The 18,418-nt window shown below is 40.5% G+C and carries 16 protein-coding genes; 10 read left to right on the forward strand and 6 right to left on the reverse strand.

Annotated features, from left to right (window positions below):
* Positions 1-54: 54 nt before the first annotated feature.
* Positions 55-474: a hypothetical protein gene (locus HX021_RS12595; protein ID WP_286590727.1), complete on the forward strand. Its 420-nt coding sequence runs from the start codon at positions 55-57 to the stop codon at positions 472-474.
* A gap of 45 nt (positions 475-519) precedes the next feature.
* Here the strand turns inward: HX021_RS12595 and recN are convergent, their stop codons facing one another.
* A complete protein-coding gene (gene recN, locus HX021_RS12600; RefSeq protein WP_286590728.1) occupies positions 520-2,181 on the reverse strand; it encodes a DNA repair protein RecN in 1,662 nt (553 codons plus the stop codon).
* 388 nt (positions 2,182-2,569) lie between these two features.
* Here recN and HX021_RS12605 point away from each other — a divergent pair, with 388 nt between their 5' ends.
* Positions 2,570-3,184 (forward strand): SprT family zinc-dependent metalloprotease, encoded by a 615-nt coding sequence (locus tag HX021_RS12605; RefSeq protein WP_286590729.1) that lies wholly within the window; start codon positions 2,570-2,572, stop codon positions 3,182-3,184.
* Between the two features lie 67 nt (positions 3,185-3,251).
* The gene (locus HX021_RS12610; protein WP_286590730.1) at positions 3,252-3,665 is read left to right on the forward strand and encodes a hypothetical protein; all 414 of its coding nucleotides are present in this window, start codon (positions 3,252-3,254) and stop codon (positions 3,663-3,665) included.
* Positions 3,666-3,893: 228 nt separating this feature from the next.
* Here the strand turns inward: HX021_RS12610 and HX021_RS12615 are convergent, their stop codons facing one another.
* Positions 3,894-4,154 carry a hypothetical protein gene (locus tag HX021_RS12615; protein WP_286590732.1) on the reverse strand — a complete coding sequence of 87 codons (261 nt, stop codon included), beginning with the start codon at positions 4,152-4,154 and terminating at the stop codon, positions 3,894-3,896.
* Positions 4,155-4,255: 101 nt separating this feature from the next.
* On the reverse strand, positions 4,256-5,284 hold the full coding sequence (locus HX021_RS12620; protein ID WP_286590733.1) for a PDDEXK nuclease domain-containing protein: 1,029 nt from the start codon (positions 5,282-5,284) through the stop codon (positions 4,256-4,258).
* 166 nt (positions 5,285-5,450) lie between these two features.
* Between HX021_RS12620 and HX021_RS12625 the strand changes: the two genes are divergently transcribed.
* The 3 genes from HX021_RS12625 (at position 5,451) to HX021_RS12635 (ending at position 7,952) form a co-directional block, all read left to right on the forward strand.
* On the forward strand, positions 5,451-6,053 hold the full coding sequence (locus HX021_RS12625; RefSeq protein ID WP_286590734.1) for an SMI1/KNR4 family protein: 603 nt from the start codon (positions 5,451-5,453) through the stop codon (positions 6,051-6,053).
* A 311-nt stretch (positions 6,054-6,364) separates the two neighbouring features.
* Positions 6,365-7,246 (forward strand): hypothetical protein, encoded by an 882-nt coding sequence (locus HX021_RS12630; RefSeq protein ID WP_286590735.1) that lies wholly within the window; start codon positions 6,365-6,367, stop codon positions 7,244-7,246.
* 178 nt (positions 7,247-7,424) lie between these two features.
* Complete coding sequence (locus tag HX021_RS12635; RefSeq protein ID WP_286590737.1) at positions 7,425-7,952, forward strand: hypothetical protein; 528 nt, start codon at positions 7,425-7,427, stop codon at positions 7,950-7,952.
* A 61-nt stretch (positions 7,953-8,013) separates the two neighbouring features.
* On the opposite strand, the gene tamL is transcribed toward HX021_RS12635, so the two are convergent.
* On the reverse strand, positions 8,014-10,365 hold the full coding sequence (gene tamL, locus HX021_RS12640; RefSeq protein ID WP_286590738.1) for a translocation and assembly module lipoprotein TamL: 2,352 nt from the start codon (positions 10,363-10,365) through the stop codon (positions 8,014-8,016).
* A gap of 8 nt (positions 10,366-10,373) precedes the next feature.
* Between tamL and HX021_RS12645 the strand changes: the two genes are divergently transcribed.
* The 4 genes from HX021_RS12645 to HX021_RS12660 all read left to right on the forward strand — a co-directional run bounded on the left by HX021_RS12645 (position 10,374) and on the right by HX021_RS12660 (position 13,984).
* Positions 10,374-11,123 carry a TrmH family RNA methyltransferase gene (locus HX021_RS12645; protein ID WP_286590739.1) on the forward strand — a complete coding sequence of 250 codons (750 nt, stop codon included), beginning with the start codon at positions 10,374-10,376 and terminating at the stop codon, positions 11,121-11,123.
* Between the two features lie 32 nt (positions 11,124-11,155).
* Positions 11,156-12,325, forward strand: a complete 1,170-nt coding sequence (locus HX021_RS12650) for an MFS transporter (RefSeq protein WP_286590740.1) — start codon at positions 11,156-11,158, stop codon at positions 12,323-12,325.
* 70 nt (positions 12,326-12,395) lie between these two features.
* A complete protein-coding gene (locus tag HX021_RS12655) occupies positions 12,396-13,310 on the forward strand; it encodes a hypothetical protein (protein ID WP_286590741.1) in 915 nt (304 codons plus the stop codon).
* Positions 13,307-13,984 (forward strand): ABC transporter ATP-binding protein, encoded by a 678-nt coding sequence (locus HX021_RS12660; protein ID WP_286590742.1) that lies wholly within the window; start codon positions 13,307-13,309, stop codon positions 13,982-13,984. Before HX021_RS12655 ends, HX021_RS12660 begins: the two co-directional genes overlap by 4 nt.
* A gap of 67 nt (positions 13,985-14,051) precedes the next feature.
* Here HX021_RS12660 and HX021_RS12665 read toward each other — a convergent pair whose 3' ends face one another.
* Complete coding sequence (locus tag HX021_RS12665) at positions 14,052-15,461, reverse strand: exo-alpha-sialidase (RefSeq protein ID WP_286590743.1); 1,410 nt, start codon at positions 15,459-15,461, stop codon at positions 14,052-14,054.
* Between the two features lie 14 nt (positions 15,462-15,475).
* Positions 15,476-17,779 (reverse strand): TonB-dependent receptor, encoded by a 2,304-nt coding sequence (locus HX021_RS12670; RefSeq protein ID WP_286590744.1) that lies wholly within the window; start codon positions 17,777-17,779, stop codon positions 15,476-15,478.
* Positions 17,780-18,418: the final 639 nt, after the last annotated feature.

The following is an 18,418-nucleotide window of genomic DNA, read 5'->3' on the forward strand; positions in this document are numbered from 1 at the left end:
TTTCGCTGAATTTTATCGTCCTATAATAAAATTTCGTCACAAATAACATAAAATATGAAAAGACTTTTATTAGCAGCTTTAATTGGAACCGCAGCCTTGGTTTCATTTTCTTCTTGTAAAAAGGAGTACGTTACAAATTATCTGCCTGGGGTAAGTTATAACACTAGTGTAAAGTCATCAACTTGGGTCGCTGACAACTCTGGATATTCTTTTTCAAATGAGTTGGATTTTCCTGAATTGGACGCTCAATATTTTGACTATGGACACGTGGGAGTCGCTATATCATTTGATAATGATCAGCAATATTTTATTAATATTCCATCAGCTATAGGTCCTTACAATTATCGTGTAGAATACAAAATCGGAAAAGTATACCTATATGCGGATTATGTTGGAAGTGATAATAAGCCTGTAGCACCAGATGACATGTTAGTAAAAGTAACATTAACCGATGCTGATAACGGAGGAAACTAAGTGTAAAAAGGTCTGAAAATATATTTTCAGACCTTTTTACATTATCTACCCCTTCAACAGCAACCCGGCATGTTCCATTGCCGCATCAGTCGGATTCGCACCGCTGAGCATTTGCGCAATCTCCCTAACCCGCCCTGCTTGATCCAAACGAATAATATTGGATAGGGTACGGTTCTCCTTGTCTTCCTTGTAAACTTTATAATGTGCCGCTCCTTTAGAGGCTATTTGCGGTAAGTGGGATATAGCAATCACCTGCATATTTTTGGCCAGATCTTCCATAACCTCCCCCACACGTAAGGCTATTTCCCCGGAAATCCCTGTATCAATCTCATCAAAAATAATCGTCGGCAAAGCTGAAGTTTTGGCCACCAATGATTTGATCGCCAACATAACACGCGACAATTCACCACCAGATGCCACGCGATGAATGGACTGCAATGCTTGCCCCTTATTCGCTGAAAACAGAAACTGAATCGTATCTATACCCGACTCACGCATTTCACCTTCTTTCAAAGCTTGCAGCTCAATTTGTAGGACTGCATTTGGCATTCCCACATTTGACAACGTTTGCTGTACACTTTCAGTAATACGATCCAGTACCACTTTCCGTGCTTCTGAGAGTTTTTTCGCCTGCTGTTGAGCAATTTCCAATCGATGCTCAACATCTCTTTCTAATCGTTCCAATTGCTCATCGGAGGAATTTATGGCCTGTAGTTTTGCTTCCAGGTCATCCCGCAATACGATCAATTCCTCTACAGAGTCTACATGATGTTTCTTTTGCAATGAATAGAGAAGGCTCAACCGATCATTGATTTCCAACAGCGCTCCGCCATCCAGCTGTGTATCACCCTCCAGTGAGGACAGTTCAGCAGCAATATCTTTCAACTCAATCCAGGTACTTTTCAAACGTGTAGCGATATCCTCGGCCACAGGTAAAAACGACGAAATGCCCTCTATTTGGTTCAATGAATCTTTCAATTGATTTAATATGGCAGCATCATGGTTTTCAAGCAGATGTGATGCGGCATTTAAGGCTCGCTGGATATCCTCCGCATTCTCCAGTTGGCGCTGCTGTATTTCCAATGTTTCCTGCTCATCGCCCTGCAATTGAGCCGCATCCAGTTCATCAAACTGAAACTGGAAATAGTCCTGTTCGAGCGCAGCCTTCTTCACCGTCTCTTTAAGCTCTTCCAATTCTTTCTTCGCTTTTCTATAAGCTAAAAAACTCTCTCTGAAGGCCTGCTTTAGTCCAAAAGTCCCGGCCACACTATCGACAACCAAGAACTGGAAGTCTTCTGTATTGACCTGTAATGTTGCCTGCTGTGAATGAACATCAATCAGCTGTTCACCCAACTGCTTCAGGATCGTCAATGTTACAGGTGAGTCATTGACAAATGCCCGTGATTTACCATCCGGTGTTATCTCCCGCCTGATGATGGTATGATCCGCATAATCCAGGTCATTTGCTTCAAAAAAGCTGCTTAACTGATAAGCACCAATTCTAAACTCGCCCTCAATCACGCATTTCTTCGATGGGTCAAAAAAATGCTTCCCCTCTGCTCTATTCCCCAAAATTAGGGACAATGCCCCCATAATAATGGATTTACCAGCCCCAGTTTCCCCAGTGATCATATTTAACCCCTTGTCGAATTGGATTTCTAACAAATCAATCAAGGCATAATTCTTAATATGTAAGGTATCTAGCATACTTTTGAAGGTATATTTCATTTTGAGGGAAAAATACCGGTCCCCCTCCGGTTCGTATCACCTTGTCTGCCTGCTCCCCTCTTTAGCAGGTAATTTACCTAAACTCAGGCGATTTCAATAATTTTTATGATAAAAATTATTGGATTTAAGTTGGTAATATTGCTCAACAACTGTTTCAACCCCGCTAAATACTAAAAATAATATCATTTATCCAAATAAAACTAAACATAATAGTAATATTAACATACATCGCCTTCGGTAGGATTGGGTTAGTAATGATTATTTAATAAATGCTGTAAAATCCACAAAGACAATGTCACTTGTCTTTATGACAAAATAATGTCCTCTTTCCGTTATAAGCAGACCTATAAATGCTTATTTTTACCACATGCAAGATTATAGTGCTACCCTAAAAAAATACATGCCCGAAGAGGCTGCCCCAATCATATCCAGCTGGATCAACCATACGGGATGCCTATTTAAGATCTCCCGAACAAGAAGTACCAAATTAGGGGATTATCGGGCACCTTTTAAAGGCAGTCCGCACCGCATTTCAGTCAACCATGATCTTAATCCTTATTCTTTTCTGATTACAACGATTCATGAATTTGCTCATCTTCAAACCTGGAACAAATATCAACACCATGTCAAACCACATGGAACAGAATGGAAAAATAACTTCAAGGAATTAATGGATCCATTTTTAAAATTGGATATTTTTCCGGTCGATATCAGTCAGGCCATCAAAAATTACATGGCTAATCCAGCAGCTTCGAGCTGTACTGATCTTCACCTGTTCCGCACACTAAAAGCATACGATACCGTGAACGCAACCGCCTTAACAGTGGAGTCACTGGAGGACGGCCATTTCTTCCGTTTAAAAAATGGCCGCTCGTTTCAGCGTATCGAAAAAATTCGGAAGCGCTATAAATGCATGGAGCTGACAAGCAAACGAATGTACCTCTTCAACCCTATTGCAGAAGTATTTCCTTTAGAACAATGATTTTTAACAAATACATTCATTATATTTTTATCTTTGCTAACTTAGGAAACAATTAAAGAGAGCTTTTATGTTACACTTACACTCGACTATAGCAATAGTCTTATTGCTAGCCTTGGTGATATCGATTGTGATCACCCTATCAAATTATTTAGGCAATAAACCGTACAACCGCAAAATTGCCTTATTAGGATTTATCGTATCGCACATTCAATTACTTGTTGGATTGATCCTATATTTCGTTCTAAAATACCCATCCATGATGTCTGGCGCTGCAATGAAGGACCCGACATTACGTTTAAAAATCATTGAACATCCTTTGACCATGATCATTGCCATTATATTGATCACAATTGGTTATTCGAAAGCTAAAAAGATGGAAAATGCCAGAAAAGCAAATCAGACTGTTGTTATTTTCTATATTATCGGTCTGATCCTGATGCTTGCACGCATTCCTTGGGCTACTTGGTCATTCTTTGCATAATCATAAAATTATCAATCATACAAAAGGCATCAAGTTATTGATGCCTTTTTTTTATGTGGCAGAGTTCAGCCTGCATCAGGCAAAGTAGCACTACCTTTTTCTCCGTGCCTAATCTATTCCACGCGTACTATCAGGGTTGAAGTTCAAGATCAGTAGTCTATGGATTTAAGATAACAAAAAAAAGCCCCAGTAAAACTGAGGCTTCCTAATATTTTAATTGACTATGGATTAGTCACGGTTTTTTCCAAATCCCAAAATACCAAAAACGGTCTTGAACGCGATAAGAGCACCAACGATCATGCAGATGTTTGCTATCGCGGAAAACAAAAATGTTTGTTGGTCCAATGCAGTGCATACATCCGGTACAAAACGAATAAATGTACCTATTAAACCTAAAGCGATCGCTACTACCAATGTTTTGTAGTAATGAGTTTGATTCGCATTATTATCAGTTGTCTTTGGACCTCTTGGTTGTACAGTTTCTGCCATTTCTATTTCGATTTTATTCGATACAAATGTACAAAATATTCTATGTTTGAAAAATAAAATTGAAAAAAGGGAAAACAATCATTTATTCACCATATTTCCATTCAATTTTTCCTGTTATGCTCCTCTCTATCTTTACTTACAAAACTGTCCAATTCCTTATTCACCTCATCCAGTAACTGCTGTTCTGTAGGCAAGTAAAGCTCATATTGACTGGCAACGATCTGTTTTTGGTCTTCGGGAAGGGTAAATTTCACAACCGCATCGTTCTTACTCGCACAGAGTAAAATGCCGATCGTGGGATGTTCATGTGGAAGCCTTTCAATACGGTCATAGTAATTGACATACATCTGCAATTGACCAATGTCCTGATGGGTTAATTTGTGTGTCTTGATCTCAATGATCACAAAACTTTGCAAGAGACGGTTGTAAAAGACCAGATCAACAAAAAACTCATCCCCTTCAATATGTATGCGTTTTTGACGGGCGACAAAGGAAAAGCCATTCCCTAATTCCAGCAAAAACTCCTGCAGATGGGTTATAATAGCACTTTCGAGATCCTTCTCATAATATGAATCTTCCCGCTTCAAACCCAAAAATTCCAGTACCATTGGATCTTTTATAATCTCCTTGGCATCAGATGGTATCTTTTCTCTTTTTGCAACAGCCAGTACACTTTCCTTATCGTTACTAAGTAGCAGACGTTCATATAGACTGGTATTGATCTGCCGCTCAAGCTGGCGGACTGTCCAATTATTCTTTATGGTCTCGGCTATATAAAACTCCCGCTGTTCCCCACTATTCAGACTTAGAAGCAACTTGTATTGACTCCAGCTCAATTGTGTCCACAGTGTAGACACAATTGGAAATGTGCGATAAAATTGGCGGTACCAATTTAACTGTCGAGATGAAAAACCACTACCAAATTCAGGCTGTAGCTGCTCCGAAAGATATTTGATGATATATTTCCCATAATCGGCTCTCTCCTTTCCTTGCTGTTCTTCCTCAAAAATACGCTTGCCGATGTGCCAATACATTAACGTGCGCTGATGGTCGACAGCGCGAATAGCATCTTCTTTAGACTGCGAAATAATCGCCTTTATATCGGATACTAAGGTTTTATCTGATATCATATCTGCTTATTTTTAGTTCGTGTACTACCGCACTTTCATCAAACAAAAATAAACAAAACTAACGAAAAATACTAAATATTTTAGCAAAAACATCAAATAATGAGCGTTGGGATATAAAAGCTATTTCAGAAAGTTTATTTAACTTCACCGACTAACAACAAGCCAAATGAAAACAGCTGTAAATTATATTTCCGCCCTCAGAAATGCATACTACGAGAATGGTGGTAAAAAAATATGGGACAACTTTGAAAAAATCAAACATGGCGCAAGCGACGAGAATATCTACAGACTCAAGCAGATTTATCCAGCCCTACCCGAAACGTTAATCGATCTGCTCCTCTATGTGGATGGCACTTATTGGAGAACCTACAATGACGAGAAAATTGCTTTGTATTTCCTGGGATCCGATGTTTTTGAGTACCCATATTATCTGCTTTCATCGGAGGAAATGATAGAAAATCAAGGGGTAGCGATAGCGTACTATCGGGATTATATCAATCGAGAATACGGTCATGTGGAGATCGACCCGAAAATCACGGATAATGGCGCCCATTTAAATTGGCTCCACTTCTCTGATTGTATGAATAACGGTGGAACTTCACAATTATTCATTGATTTCAGTCCCTCGGGGAAAGGCAAAGCTGGCCAAATCGTACGCTTCCTGCATGACCCCGATGAGTTTCGTGTCATCGCAGACAACTTTGAAGAATATCTTCAAAAATTAATCGACAATCAATTTGATTTCATTATCGAAGATTATCTGGAATAGATTACCAAGCAAATAGCCAGACATAATTGGGAAACAAGAAAATAACCATAAATTAGCACCAAAAGCCGTATTCAAACCACCTTAGATTAAATGAAAATCAAATACATCTTTACCTTCCTCGTTCTCTTCCTAATGAGGACGGGAGCCTATAACAATGGCAAGGAGATCTCAGACTCTATCAAAATAGAGGTATTAACTATCTGGGTATTTTAAGTTACTCAATCTAGCATGGTTACAGAAAGTTTTCAGCTTCATCAAAAGATGGAGAAGATAAAAGCAAAAATTCGTATCTTACCATAAATCACAGTCATATGGTACGCATATATATCCTATTCAGTTTTGTACTGTCCATGTCTACAGTAATGGCCAAAAACAAACTTTCTATTGGGCACCCCAATATAAAAGTGTTGACTGATACGCTTTCTGACAATATCAGACAGTACATCACGCAATTAGCTGTTTCAGATGGCCTAGATAAAAGCTCGATTAAAATAAAAACTGATAGCTGGGGTGAGGTAACTGTCTCAGATAACTGGGGTAAAAGCGTCAAATACAGTAAAAGCCATTGGGATGGATATACGAAAACGGATAGAAGCGGACGTAAAACATCAATAAAACAAGATTTTTCAGGCAATATAGTCGTAAAATATGATGACGGACAAAAAGCCACAGTCAGAAAAAATATAAGTGGTGACTTTGATATTCCATCTAAGGACAGGAGTCCATCCACGGCCTTTATAAACACCTTGGGGGATCTGGAGATTCGTGACACGAATGAAAATCTTACGACTGTTTCAAAAAATATCTTCGACGGTTTGGATATCCGTGATGCAAGTGGAAACCGCTCTACTGTATCCAAAAATGCAACAGGTGGTTTAGAGATCCGTGACAACAAGGGGAATAGCAGTAGGGTTACAAAAGACATCCTTGATAACCTCACCATTGAAAATAGTAATGGTAAACGTACAACAGTTAAAACTGATATTCTTGGAGGTAAAACAATTGAAGATAATCGTGGAAACAACGTATCCATAAGAAAGGATATTTTTGGAAATTATGATGCCAGTGACAACAAAGGAAATAGAGCTTCCATAAAAAAGGATATTCTTGGAAAAATAACCATTGATGACCCAAAAGGAATTCTGGATGAAATTGTCAAACTTCAATTGATCGAAGAGCTCTCACAGAACTAAAAAATCTTAACATTCGAATATTTAAAGATTTTCAAAAGAAAATTAAAATTCCTAAAATTGCAATCTCATTTCAGGTATATTGGCTATGGCATTTCAGGGCCAGTTACTTCCAAACGATCTTAATACGACGCTAAGAGGTCCAATAAAGTGTTACGGGTGAGTGAATAAAAATAAAAGGATGAAAAAGATTATATTTTTTCTATTATTGATACCTTTTTGGGCCAGTGCCCAGGAACAAAATATCCAAAACTTTGTCGTAAAGGAAAACCTTTCAAAAAATGGAAAATTGGCCGTAGTTGCATTGGATTCATTAGGAAATACCAATGAGACAATCAACGGGAACTATATGTTCACGATAAACGGTTTCTCCCAAGCCCTTCAGTTTCACGACGGTGTTGCCGTACCAAACCAGAAAATTGAATCTTCTACTTTCGTATTCTTTAGCCACAAAAATCACCAAAAATCCAAGGGACGTCTATTTTATATTTACAAAAGTGACAGTGGGCTTTCTCCATTTGCAATCAGTGGATTGATGTTTCTAATTATCCCCGCTATCGTACTGGGAATTGCTTATATGTTTAAAAAAGTAATTATGACTGCTATCGCATTAGCTATTGTATTCTTTTTATTCAATCATTCACAGGGGCTGGACCTAAGCAAAATTTTCGAGTCCATATTCTCAAGCCTCAAAAATCTCATTGGGTAACATCTCTCCGGGCAGCCCACTTTTAATGACATAAAGCAGTTGCTGGAGCAGTCTTCAACGATTAGAAGGGCATACCGATCCCAAAATTGTACTGGATAAAATTGTACCGGTCAGGCCTGTGGCTCTCATAATACTGTTGTTTAAATTCTTTGGAATCAAAGAAGTGTTTGATCACCCATTGATCACTGCCCGAGAACTGCGGATCCTTTATCTTTAATCCGGCATCAAGACGAATGACAAAGTAATCCGAATCGAAGCGCAGACCAAACCCTGTACCAATGGCAACCTGTCCAAGAAATTTATTGAACTTGAATTCTCCACCCGGATTCAGTTCCTCATCTTTTTTGATTCGCCACACATTCCCCATATCCACGAATGTTGCCCCATTCATCTTTGCGCCTAAAAAATTATTTAAGAGACGAAAACGATATTCCGCATTTGCTTCCAATTTAATTTCACCCAACTGATCCAGGTTTCGAAGATTCAATCGCAGATCCTCACTCAGATTTTCACGGTTATAAGATCCAGGCCCCAAAGTCCTTGCCTGCCATGCACGTATGCCATTCATTCCACCACTATAAAAACTCTTCTCGAAAATAAGCAGCTTCGAGTTATTGCCATAAGGTATGGCAATTCCAGGATTAAATCTGAAAACAAACTGCCTGTTCCCTCCCAGATTACGGTACAGCCGATAATCGAGCTCGGTTTTGGCATACTGCAGAAAAGGTACTCCAAAGATTTCTTTCTCACCATCTGCATTGGCAGGTAGCTTGGCCAGACTACTGATGAGATCCAACACATTTCCGCTTACGTCAACAGTACCTCTGAAATAATGAAAATCTTCCTTGCTTGTCAGCTTTTTCCCATTCAGGACAAAATTATACTGGGTTCCTAATCCAAAGTATTGCCGGTCATTGCTACGTACGTATAACTGATATCCTTCCTGCTCCAGATTTTTCCGAAAATTCGAATCCAACCTGCCATCCCGGTATTCCAGAACGATGGGGGTAAAACTGTGATACTTATTTTCTGTTTCGTACCACGAATAATTCAATGAGGTAATAAAATAGCGGTTTGAATAAGTCCTGTCTTGGTCAAACAGCTGCAATGTCATGGAATAGGTCGTTTTGGGCAGTCCAAATTTCCCGCCAGGATTGATAGGGAAGGGAACCATCAGCCGTGGAATAACCAAATTAACACCGACCTGAAAATCATTGTTGAATATCTTACTAGAAAGACCACCCGCCAGCCGAGGATCAAACAATACACCATAACGTAGTTTGACCTCCAGCTGTTCAGATCCCCCAAAAATATTTCGCTGTGAAAACGTGTTTCCAATATTGAACCCGCTCATACCCGAACTAAAGGTGTATTCTCCCTCAATTTGGTTTCCCATTCTGGGTCTGGGAATAAAATCATAATGAACATCGAGCTTATTGGAGTCCTTCTTGACATATTGTATTTTTACCGAACGAAAGCCATTCATTTCATAAAGTCGATCATAAGATTTGTTTTCCTCAGCCAAAGAATAAAAGTGACCACTGCGCAAATACATATAGCGTTCCAGAGGCTTCCAACGGAAACTATTTGTCTCATCGACAAACAAAAGCCGTTTTGCCGAATCTTCAATTCGGCGGGGCACTTTCTTGGACAATGTTCCATAATTCCTGATAGTCATATAAACACTATCTATTTGATACCTTTTATGTATCGTAGAATCACTGGGATTTTCAACGTTTATTTTCAAATCAATCTGATTTCCTTCCACTGCCGAATCGATGCCAGCACGCATGTACTGGCGTAAATAATCGTAATAGCCATTATTGCGCATGGAAGTATATAAACGCTCTCTTTCTTCCAACAATTTTGCAGCATCATATTGTGTGTTTGGCTTTACAGCTGTTTTACCTAAAACCTCACGTTCGAACAGTGCTTTTACTTGATCATCGTCAAATTTTCGGTCAATATTCCTGACCTGATACGGAATCCCCTCTTCAACCTGAAAGTTGATACGTGCTTTTTTCTGGTTGACCGTAATTTCAGGATTAACTTTAGCCTGAAAATATCCTTTTGTAAATAGAAAACGTCTGATCTGATTGGCAGAAAGATCCACCATGGCCGAATCCAGTAAATGTGGAGCTTCGCCTACATTCCGGATATTCTTGGTTTTATAACGTCCTTTTTTGGTGTTGAAGGTATTATAAATAAATAGGTTTACCCGCGAGTTAGGTCTTATTTCATTGGAGACATAGGTTTCCGAAGATTCTCTCAGTGCAGGTTCAATGCCAGAAATCTGTACTTTTGTAACCAGAGCCTGATCGTTGTCAAGATATTTTGAGGATCGGCAAGATGCAAAAAATAGCGTCAAAAGCATTATACTTGCAAATCCGGTAAAACGAGAATACTTAATCATCAATAAAAATGTTGTCAAAAGCGCAAATCAGTCTAATAACGTCTCTACAAAATAAAAAGTATAGAAAACAACATGGCCTATTCGTGGTTGAAGGAGTTAAATCCGTCATGGAATTTCTTTCCTCTAACTATCAAGTCGAGTCTATTTTCTATACTGGTGACGCCAACACAAAAGTGGGTAAAATCTCGCATAATATAAAATCCCATATGCTTACCGAGGCTGAATTTCAAAAGATTAGTAGCCTAAAGTCACCACAGGGTGTATTGGCTCTGGTCAAACTCCCGACACAGCAGCAGATCGAAATAGCTGATCTAGCAAATGAATACAGCATTGTGCTGGATGATGTTCAGGACCCGGGCAACCTGGGCACCATCATCCGGACAGCAGAATGGTTTGGAATAACGCATATTATCTGTTCCTCCGGTACTGTAGATGCGTATAATCCCAAAGTAGTGCAGGCAACAATGGGTTCCCTGGCCAGGGTCAAGATACACTATACAGATTTAATGGATTTCATTTCTAAGGCTGACTTACCCGTCTATGGGGCCCTACTCCAGGGGCAGTCCATTTATCAGACCGAATGGAAGGATGCTGGGCTCATCGTCATGGGCAACGAAGGCAATGGAATCAGTGATGAACTCATTGCGCGAATAGACCAAGCCGTGACCATACCACGTATCGGTCAGGCAGAATCACTTAATGTGGCCGTTGCCACTACCATATTTTGCAGTGAAATTGCCCGCCGGAAACTACTGTAACAAAGAATATTCACATACAACACCATTAGATCATGCTCGCTGAACAGAAATCCATCTATACACTTCAATTTATCTTACTTTGCCTAAGCTCCCTTTTATTCTCTTCCAGCTTCAACATGATCATTCCCGAACTCCCCAATTACCTCAGCAGTCTGGGGGGAGCGGAATACAAAGGTTTGATTATTGCCTTATTTACCCTGACTGCGGGTATTTCGAGGCCTTTCAGCGGTAAGTTGACCGATCGCTGGGGGCGTGTTCCTGTAATGGCTATCGGGTCTATCGTCTGCTTCATCTGTGGTTTCCTCTATCCAATCCTGACTTCAGTCGCCGGTTTCCTGTTCCTTCGGCTGATCCATGGTTTCTCAACAGGCTTTAAACCCACATCCACCTCTGCCTATGTTGCGGATCTGGTCCCCCAGAACAGGTGGGGCGAGGCCCTGGGGATGCATGGCTTGGCATTCAGTATAGGAACAGCAGTTGGCCCTGCCATCGGCAGTGCAATTTTTGATGCCTTTGGGATCAATGTCATGTTCTATTCTTCTTCGTTCATGGCACTGCTCTCCATCCTGATCGTGATCAACATGAAAGAAACATTGGTCAAAAGGGAAAAGTTCAACCGGTCCATGCTTAAAATAAACCGCAAGGATATCATCGAATGGCGGGCCCTTCCGGCCGGAATCGTTACATTTCTCTCCTATACTGCTTATGGTGTGATCCTCACCTTAATACCCGACTGGAGCGAATACTTGGGACTTAAAAATAAAGGGCTTTTTTTTCTGGCTTTTACCATTGCATCGGTACTTGTACGCTTTGTTTCCGGGAAGGTTTCCGATCGCTATGGAAGACCAAAAATCATTGTCGTAGGCCTAATCATTATTGCCATCGCCTTGGTTGCTATTGGTATCGGGAACAGCTTTGTCGGCATGATGATAGGTGCCAGCATCTATGGCATCGGAACAGGCATACTTTCCCCAGCGGTCAATGCATGGACCATAGACCTCAGCCTGCCTGAACACCGTGGTAAAGCCGTCGCAACGATGTATATCTCACTTGAAGCAGGGATAGGACTGGGAGCGCTCTTGGCCGGATTGTATTACAGTGATATTATCCTGCGCATTCCATTGATCATGTATGCCAATGCCGCTGTTCTGCTGATCGCGCTGATCTATATGTTAAACTGGCAAAGAAGAATGAGATCGTAATTTGGCTCTATTTTTTATATTTAGACTTACATTGTATCTTTAATCCTTGATCTTTAATCTTTATTAACAGATGATAAATAGCTATCTAAAGCTCCAATATACCCTACTCACGCGTCATATTAAGGCTACAGGCCTCCCCATTCCGGTCGCAGTGCTCGTGTTCATTGGCTTATGCTTTTTAACCTGTTATGCATTGGTTCAATATCCGGTCTTTGGATCTTATGCACTTCTATTGGGTAATTTTCAACTGCTCTTTCTGCTGACAGAAAAAAATAGAAATGATTTTCTCAAAAATACATTTAACAAAAAAGATTTCTATACCATAAGGCTGGTGGAAAATAGCCTTGTCATCCTTCCCAGCTTTATCATCTTGCTGGTTCAGCGGCAATGGATGCAGGCGATGGCCCTGCCACCCCTCTCCCTGGTATTTGTTTTTATTACCTTGAGGACCTTTGGCCGATCTATTCCGACACCATTTACAAGAAAGCCGTTTGAATTTATTCTCGGTTTCCGTCGAAGTTACCCTATCCTACTCGTTCTTTATTTATTGGCAGCGATCGGTTTTTATGTGGCCAATCCCAATCTTGTTCTCTTTTGTGTGGCCTGCATGACATTAACCTCTGTCTTTTATTATCAATTGCCTGAACCTGAGTTTTACTTATGGAATCATCGGAACAGACCAGCGGCATTTTTATTTCGTAAATTTAGACGTGGGGTCGGTCAATGCCTTGTATATACACTTCCCCTTTTAGTCATCTACAGTGTTATCTTTCCTGAAATACTGTTTCATGCAATTCTGCTGCTGACTGGAATATTCTTTCTAGTCCCCTTTGTCATTACCCTCAAATATGTCGCTTACCCAAGGGAAATTAACTTTCCGGAAGGATTTGCCCTGGCATTATGTTTCAGCTTTTATCCATTGATATTGGCTCTATTTCCATTTTACTATAGCAAAGCACTCAAAAACCTTAAAAGCTACTTATGATCGAGCTCATTAATCTCAGCAAATCTTTTGCTGCACATCAGGTCCTGCACGACATCAGCTTTACCTTCGACACGGGAAAGGTATATGGTATCGTTGGTGAAAATGGTGCCGGAAAAACAACTTTATTTCGCTGTATTGCCGGTTTAGAAGCTGCCGACGGAAAAATAAAGGCCGACATCCAGCCCTTAAAGAATCAGCTGGGCTACCTTCCATCAGATCCTTATTTTCTATCCAAACTAACTGGAGCGGAATACATCTATCTGCTTACAGATGCCCGGGGAAAAAGCATCAGAAACCTCGAAGAAAGAAATATTTTTGAATTGCCCCTAAAGGAATATGCCAGTTCATATTCCACTGGCATGAAAAAGAAACTGGCCCTGACCGCAACACTGCTGCAGGGCAACAGCTACTATATCCTAGACGAACCCTTTAATGGCATTGATTTACAGAGCAGTATTATCCTGACCGAGATCATCCTTCGGCTGAAAGCCATGAAAAAGACGATCCTGATTTCATCCCATATTTTTTCGACACTAAAAGATACTTGCGATGAAATACTGGTACTCGAAAATGGCCGGATCAGCAAATCGGTCCCCAGTGCATTATTCGGCGATTTCGAAGAAGAAATGAAAGAAAAAATACTGAAAAAAGACATTGACAAATTATGGCAATGATAAATCAGAAAAAGCAACTATGCTGAGTCATCTTAGTTGCTTTTCTGATTTTTTTATGATATATATACTAATCAGTCTTACTTAAGAATGCTCTTTTACAAGCTGGGCTACAAAACCTGATCGTTTTCCCATTTTTCACCACCTGTTCCGTTCCAGTCTCAGCGCTAACCATCATGCCACATATCGGATCCGTTGAAGAGGGCAGATTTGCCGATAAGTTTGTCTCTTTCCTGCTTATGGATTTTACATCCGCTTTATGAACAGCCTTATTGATCGCCTTTGTATTTTCTAATCTATAATAAATTTTATTGTCATCTACCCATGCAACGACAATTTGATCTTTTCCTAGCGCTGCGATAACTGGATAAGAAGCATGTGACAAGGGTAAGGAAATTTCTTTTTCAAAAAATTCTTGGTCATTGATTCGATTGACCATGATTTTTTTAAATGCTGCTCCTTCCTTTTCATAAGATACATCAAACGTAGCAATTCGATCTCCATTCGGCATAAGTTCCAATTGTGCAAATCGACCTGCAGGGCTTAGTTCTCGTTTTATTACTGTTCTATTGTTGCCATCCAATTCTGCATAGTATACCCCACCTTGCTTTGCTCCTGTATACCAAGATACATATTTCGTATGGTTGTGCAAGACCACCGAAGGACCATTATGGGGACAACCGTCGATGACCCAATGATCATTACTAAAAGGAGTTGGCTCATTAAATTTTAATCCATTATCCAATGAAACACTTATCGAAATATCCCGAACAGATCCCGGCAAAAGATCACGAAACGCAACATTGACCTGACCTTTCCCGTTTGTGCTCATAGCGGTACGGCAGCACTGACAAGCCGCTGAATCAATCAACAGGGCATCCCCAAAGCCTGTCTTGGAGCCTGTCTTCGCAAATTTTACAGGCCGCCCTAATTCTGCGTGTATTGGGTTGGTATCCAACCACGAAACCGCTATTTCCCCGTCATCCAGACGAATAATATCGGCAAAGGAACGGGAACCTAATAATGGTGCATCTGCCTGTATTGATTTTCGCTCCGTCCATGTCTTACCCATGTCATTGGACATCGTATATTGAATATCACTCAGGCCCCATTTACTTGTTGAAGACGGAACCGAAGTTTCATAAATCGCAACGATAGTCCCATCTCCTTTGAAAGCAACCTTTGGCATCCCCTCCTCATGTATACTTGTATTGGCTTCAATCGGTATGCTGATTGCCGCTCCAAATCGGTGAGCAGTTGTATCCCAAGTTGCAAAATAAAAGTTTTTATTCTTTAAGCTGTCTTGTTCGATCCAACTGATAGCGGGCAGGCCCTTATTGTCTTTTGTTAAAAAAACACAAGATGCAGTAGATTTTGTCCCTGAAATCACAACTGGATCCTGTACTGTATGCCCTCGGTCAAGAGCATCACATCCGTGCAAAAAGATGGCTATTACTGTATAAAAAATTAGCTTTTTCATTTTTTTATCTTCAACTAAAAAATATATTTCAAATTAAATCCCCCATAAGCATTTCTTCCCGGCGAAGGATTGAAGTAAGGTGCCGCTCCCCCATTCCATCCACTCGCATTTAGCGAAGTCAGGGAGCTATAACGTGTATTTGTCATATTGTCCATCCCCCCATATAAATTGACTGCAACATGTTTAGTTACTTTTTTTCTCCATCCAATTTTAGCATGAAGCAATTGGTAAGAAGAATTGAATACGGTATTTGCATCGTTTACTGGAAGTCGATCGTTAAAGAAATAACTTCCAAAAAAGTATATCCCACATTTCGTTTCCATATTCACACCGGCATTGACAACCCAGGGAGCAATTCCGGTTAGATCATTTCCATCATATATTGCGTTGACCTGGTTTTGTGCGTCAAGCACCTTATAATCTATGAACTTAAAATCTGAATACGTCAATGCGATATAAGGCCGTAATAATGTCACCGCATATCCGTCTTCCTCCCGAATTGGCAAATAAGCAATGGATAATTCAGTTCCTTTGTGATCCGTTCGGCCAGAATTATTATAAATCGTGATGCCTTGTTGGATAGATTGGGCAATGAGCTCGCCTTTCATATCCATTTTAAATAGATCAAGCTCATAAGACAACCTGGAATCAAAGAAACTACCTTTGGCATTCAGCTCGTAATTGGTTCCCCTTTCAGCCTGTATCCGTGTATTGATGGACCGGTCTTCGTTTTGTATTTCTGAACTTGAAGGTGGTGAAAATCCAGAACTGATGCTTGCATGAAGAGAAAGGGCAGTTCCAAAATTGTGGCTTAACGCAATTCTTGGAGAAGCCTGTGGCTTGAACCGCTTTGTACCACTACGGGTAGAAATCAAATAGTCTTTCACCTGGTAGTTAATACCGGTGTAACTCATCCCCAGGGTTAAAGTCGTCTTCTTGCCGATTGTAGTAGCAGATTGATAAAACAGCGAATAAAAACTATTTTTATAATCGCTATTGCCACTAATAGCACCTTCTGCCCCATGCTCATTCACATACTGAACACCTTTGGTAAGTGCTTGGTTAAATTCCGTCCCGACTGTAAAAGTTGTTGGAAAAAGCTTTATTCCGGCATTATACGTAAATCTGGTCCGCCCACCATAACTCTGGTAGTAATTTCTTAAATAGGCGTATGGCAGTGGGTGATCAAGGTCATAGAAATAGGTGAAAATACTGGTAGAATTGGAAAAGCGATCATTGAAGAGGTACAGCTGGCCTAAGCCTATTCGGGTCCAATTTTGATAGCGGGCAGCCTTCTTGTCCAGATTGGTGGCATTTGCCTGCTTGGGATTTTCTTCCATTTGCGCTTGGGTAAGGGATCCTGGTATTTGGGAATCTTGGGACGTCCTATTGAGCAAAACGGTAACCGTCCGCTTAGCAGAAGGAAAAAACTGAAAGTTCCCCGTGAGGAAACGTCTTTTATCATTACTGTGATCCCGGTAACCGTCGTATTCCTGCCAACCATAGGAAACATAGCTGTTCATTTTATCACCACCCGAGCGATAGGCTGTTGCCAGTCGTCTGAGTCCATAAGATCCACTTAAAGCGGAAACCTCTACACTCTGCTCCTGATAGGGTGAACGCAATAATTGAAAATTAATCACCCCACCGGTACCTCCGCCATAAATACTCGAGGCAGGCCCCTTGATGACCTCGGCTTGCCCCAGATCATTTATATCGAGCGCCTCTATACGGGAAGTCCCGTCGGCCTCTGTGACAGGGATATCATTAACGTATATTTTCACATTTCGAATCCCGTACTGAGCTCTAACACCGTTGCCGCGGATAGAAATACGGGCTTCTGACAGTGTGCTCTGATCCATCCGGACACCAGGAATGCTATTTAGTGCAGCTTGAAGGGACACGCCGCTCCCTTGACGAATCTGATTACCCGAAACAACAGCAATTGCTCCTGCGGTCTCTTTGAGGGATTTATGGCTCAGAAAAGCTCCAACACGAACTTCGTTCAAATGAACCTCATCCCCTTCAAGCTGAATGTGAAGTTCTTTTTCTCCCGCCATATAGTGCACGGTTTGTTTCTTATAGCCCAGCATAGAAATCGTTAGATTTCCATCAGCTTGATTTGTACTGATTTCAAAATACCCCCTATCGTCGGCAGAAACTGCTTCTTTGGATAGAATTTTGATTAACGCTCCGTTTAATGGAGCTTCTGTTTGTAAATCAAACACCCGTCCCTTGATTATATATTGTTGTGCAGTCGTACACTCGCTGATAACAAGTGCGGCCACACATAGTAAATAGCTTTTTATCGATTTCATTAAATTAAGATGTGAAAGAAAAATCTTTCTGTGATCAAGCAAGGCTGTGGGGCCTTTTTTAAAAAATTGAACACAATTATCCTGTTCCTTCCCCTAAGGGAACGAAAAATAAAGGTGTCATTAATGAAATGCTAGCAGGTGGGTGGTTTGAAAATTGTACGCGGACGTTCGCTGGTTTTTACGTCTGGCAGCGAGCTGAAGGACTCTTTACACTCCGTAACCAAGATCGTTGAAAGAGAACTGACACATGGATTAAAACAAAAGTATTCGCTGTGCTTCTCATTTCTTTTTTCCTGATGTTTTTTTTCCTCTTCTTGTTGCTTTTTTATCAATTTGGAGAGCTGGCATTTTCCATCACAATGCATCCAAATTTTAGACTTATTCTCACAGTTTTCCGCATATCGAGCAGTATTGAGATAGTAATCACCTACCAGCAACGTCTTGTTAAACGTCTGCAACAGCAGGGCTATCAACAAAAGAGGAATCCCGATTTTTTGATATGTGATCAAAGTCTTCAACACGTTACAAAACTATTAATTATTTTCACTTTTATCACAGGAGAAGAAAAAAACATAAAGGTTATTTTATCGCGAATGAAGGCCTTATGGCACAAAGACTAATATAATTAGTTTATTAAGC

The organism is Sphingobacterium sp. N143 (assembly GCF_030325625.1).
Lineage (GTDB): Bacteria > Bacteroidota > Bacteroidia > Sphingobacteriales > Sphingobacteriaceae > Sphingobacterium.

Bases quoted from the DNA above. Each gene is read 5' to 3' on its own strand.
- HX021_RS12660 (WP_286590742.1), top strand. From the start codon at position 13,307: ATGATCGAGCTCATTAATCTCAGCAAATCTTTTGCTGCACATCAGGTC.
- HX021_RS12650 (WP_286590740.1), top strand. From the start codon at position 11,156: ATGCTCGCTGAACAGAAATCCATCTATACACTTCAATTTATCTTACTT.
- HX021_RS12615 (WP_286590732.1), bottom strand. From the start codon at position 4,154: ATGGCAGAAACTGTACAACCAAGAGGTCCAAAGACAACTGATAATAAT.
- HX021_RS12645 (WP_286590739.1), top strand. From the start codon at position 10,374: ATGTTGTCAAAAGCGCAAATCAGTCTAATAACGTCTCTACAAAATAAA.
- tamL (WP_286590738.1), bottom strand. From the start codon at position 10,365: ATGATTAAGTATTCTCGTTTTACCGGATTTGCAAGTATAATGCTTTTG.
- recN (WP_286590728.1), bottom strand. From the start codon at position 2,181: ATGCTAGATACCTTACATATTAAGAATTATGCCTTGATTGATTTGTTA.
- HX021_RS12625 (WP_286590734.1), top strand. From the start codon at position 5,451: ATGAAAACAGCTGTAAATTATATTTCCGCCCTCAGAAATGCATACTAC.
- HX021_RS12605 (WP_286590729.1), top strand. From the start codon at position 2,570: ATGCAAGATTATAGTGCTACCCTAAAAAAATACATGCCCGAAGAGGCT.
- HX021_RS12610 (WP_286590730.1), top strand. From the start codon at position 3,252: ATGTTACACTTACACTCGACTATAGCAATAGTCTTATTGCTAGCCTTG.
- HX021_RS12635 (WP_286590737.1), top strand. From the start codon at position 7,425: ATGAAAAAGATTATATTTTTTCTATTATTGATACCTTTTTGGGCCAGT.
- HX021_RS12670 (WP_286590744.1), bottom strand. From the start codon at position 17,779: ATGAAATCGATAAAAAGCTATTTACTATGTGTGGCCGCACTTGTTATC.
- HX021_RS12620 (WP_286590733.1), bottom strand. From the start codon at position 5,284: ATGATATCAGATAAAACCTTAGTATCCGATATAAAGGCGATTATTTCG.
- HX021_RS12655 (WP_286590741.1), top strand. From the start codon at position 12,396: ATGATAAATAGCTATCTAAAGCTCCAATATACCCTACTCACGCGTCAT.
- HX021_RS12665 (WP_286590743.1), bottom strand. From the start codon at position 15,461: ATGAAAAAGCTAATTTTTTATACAGTAATAGCCATCTTTTTGCACGGA.
- HX021_RS12630 (WP_286590735.1), top strand. From the start codon at position 6,365: ATGGTACGCATATATATCCTATTCAGTTTTGTACTGTCCATGTCTACA.
- HX021_RS12595 (WP_286590727.1), top strand. From the start codon at position 55: ATGAAAAGACTTTTATTAGCAGCTTTAATTGGAACCGCAGCCTTGGTT.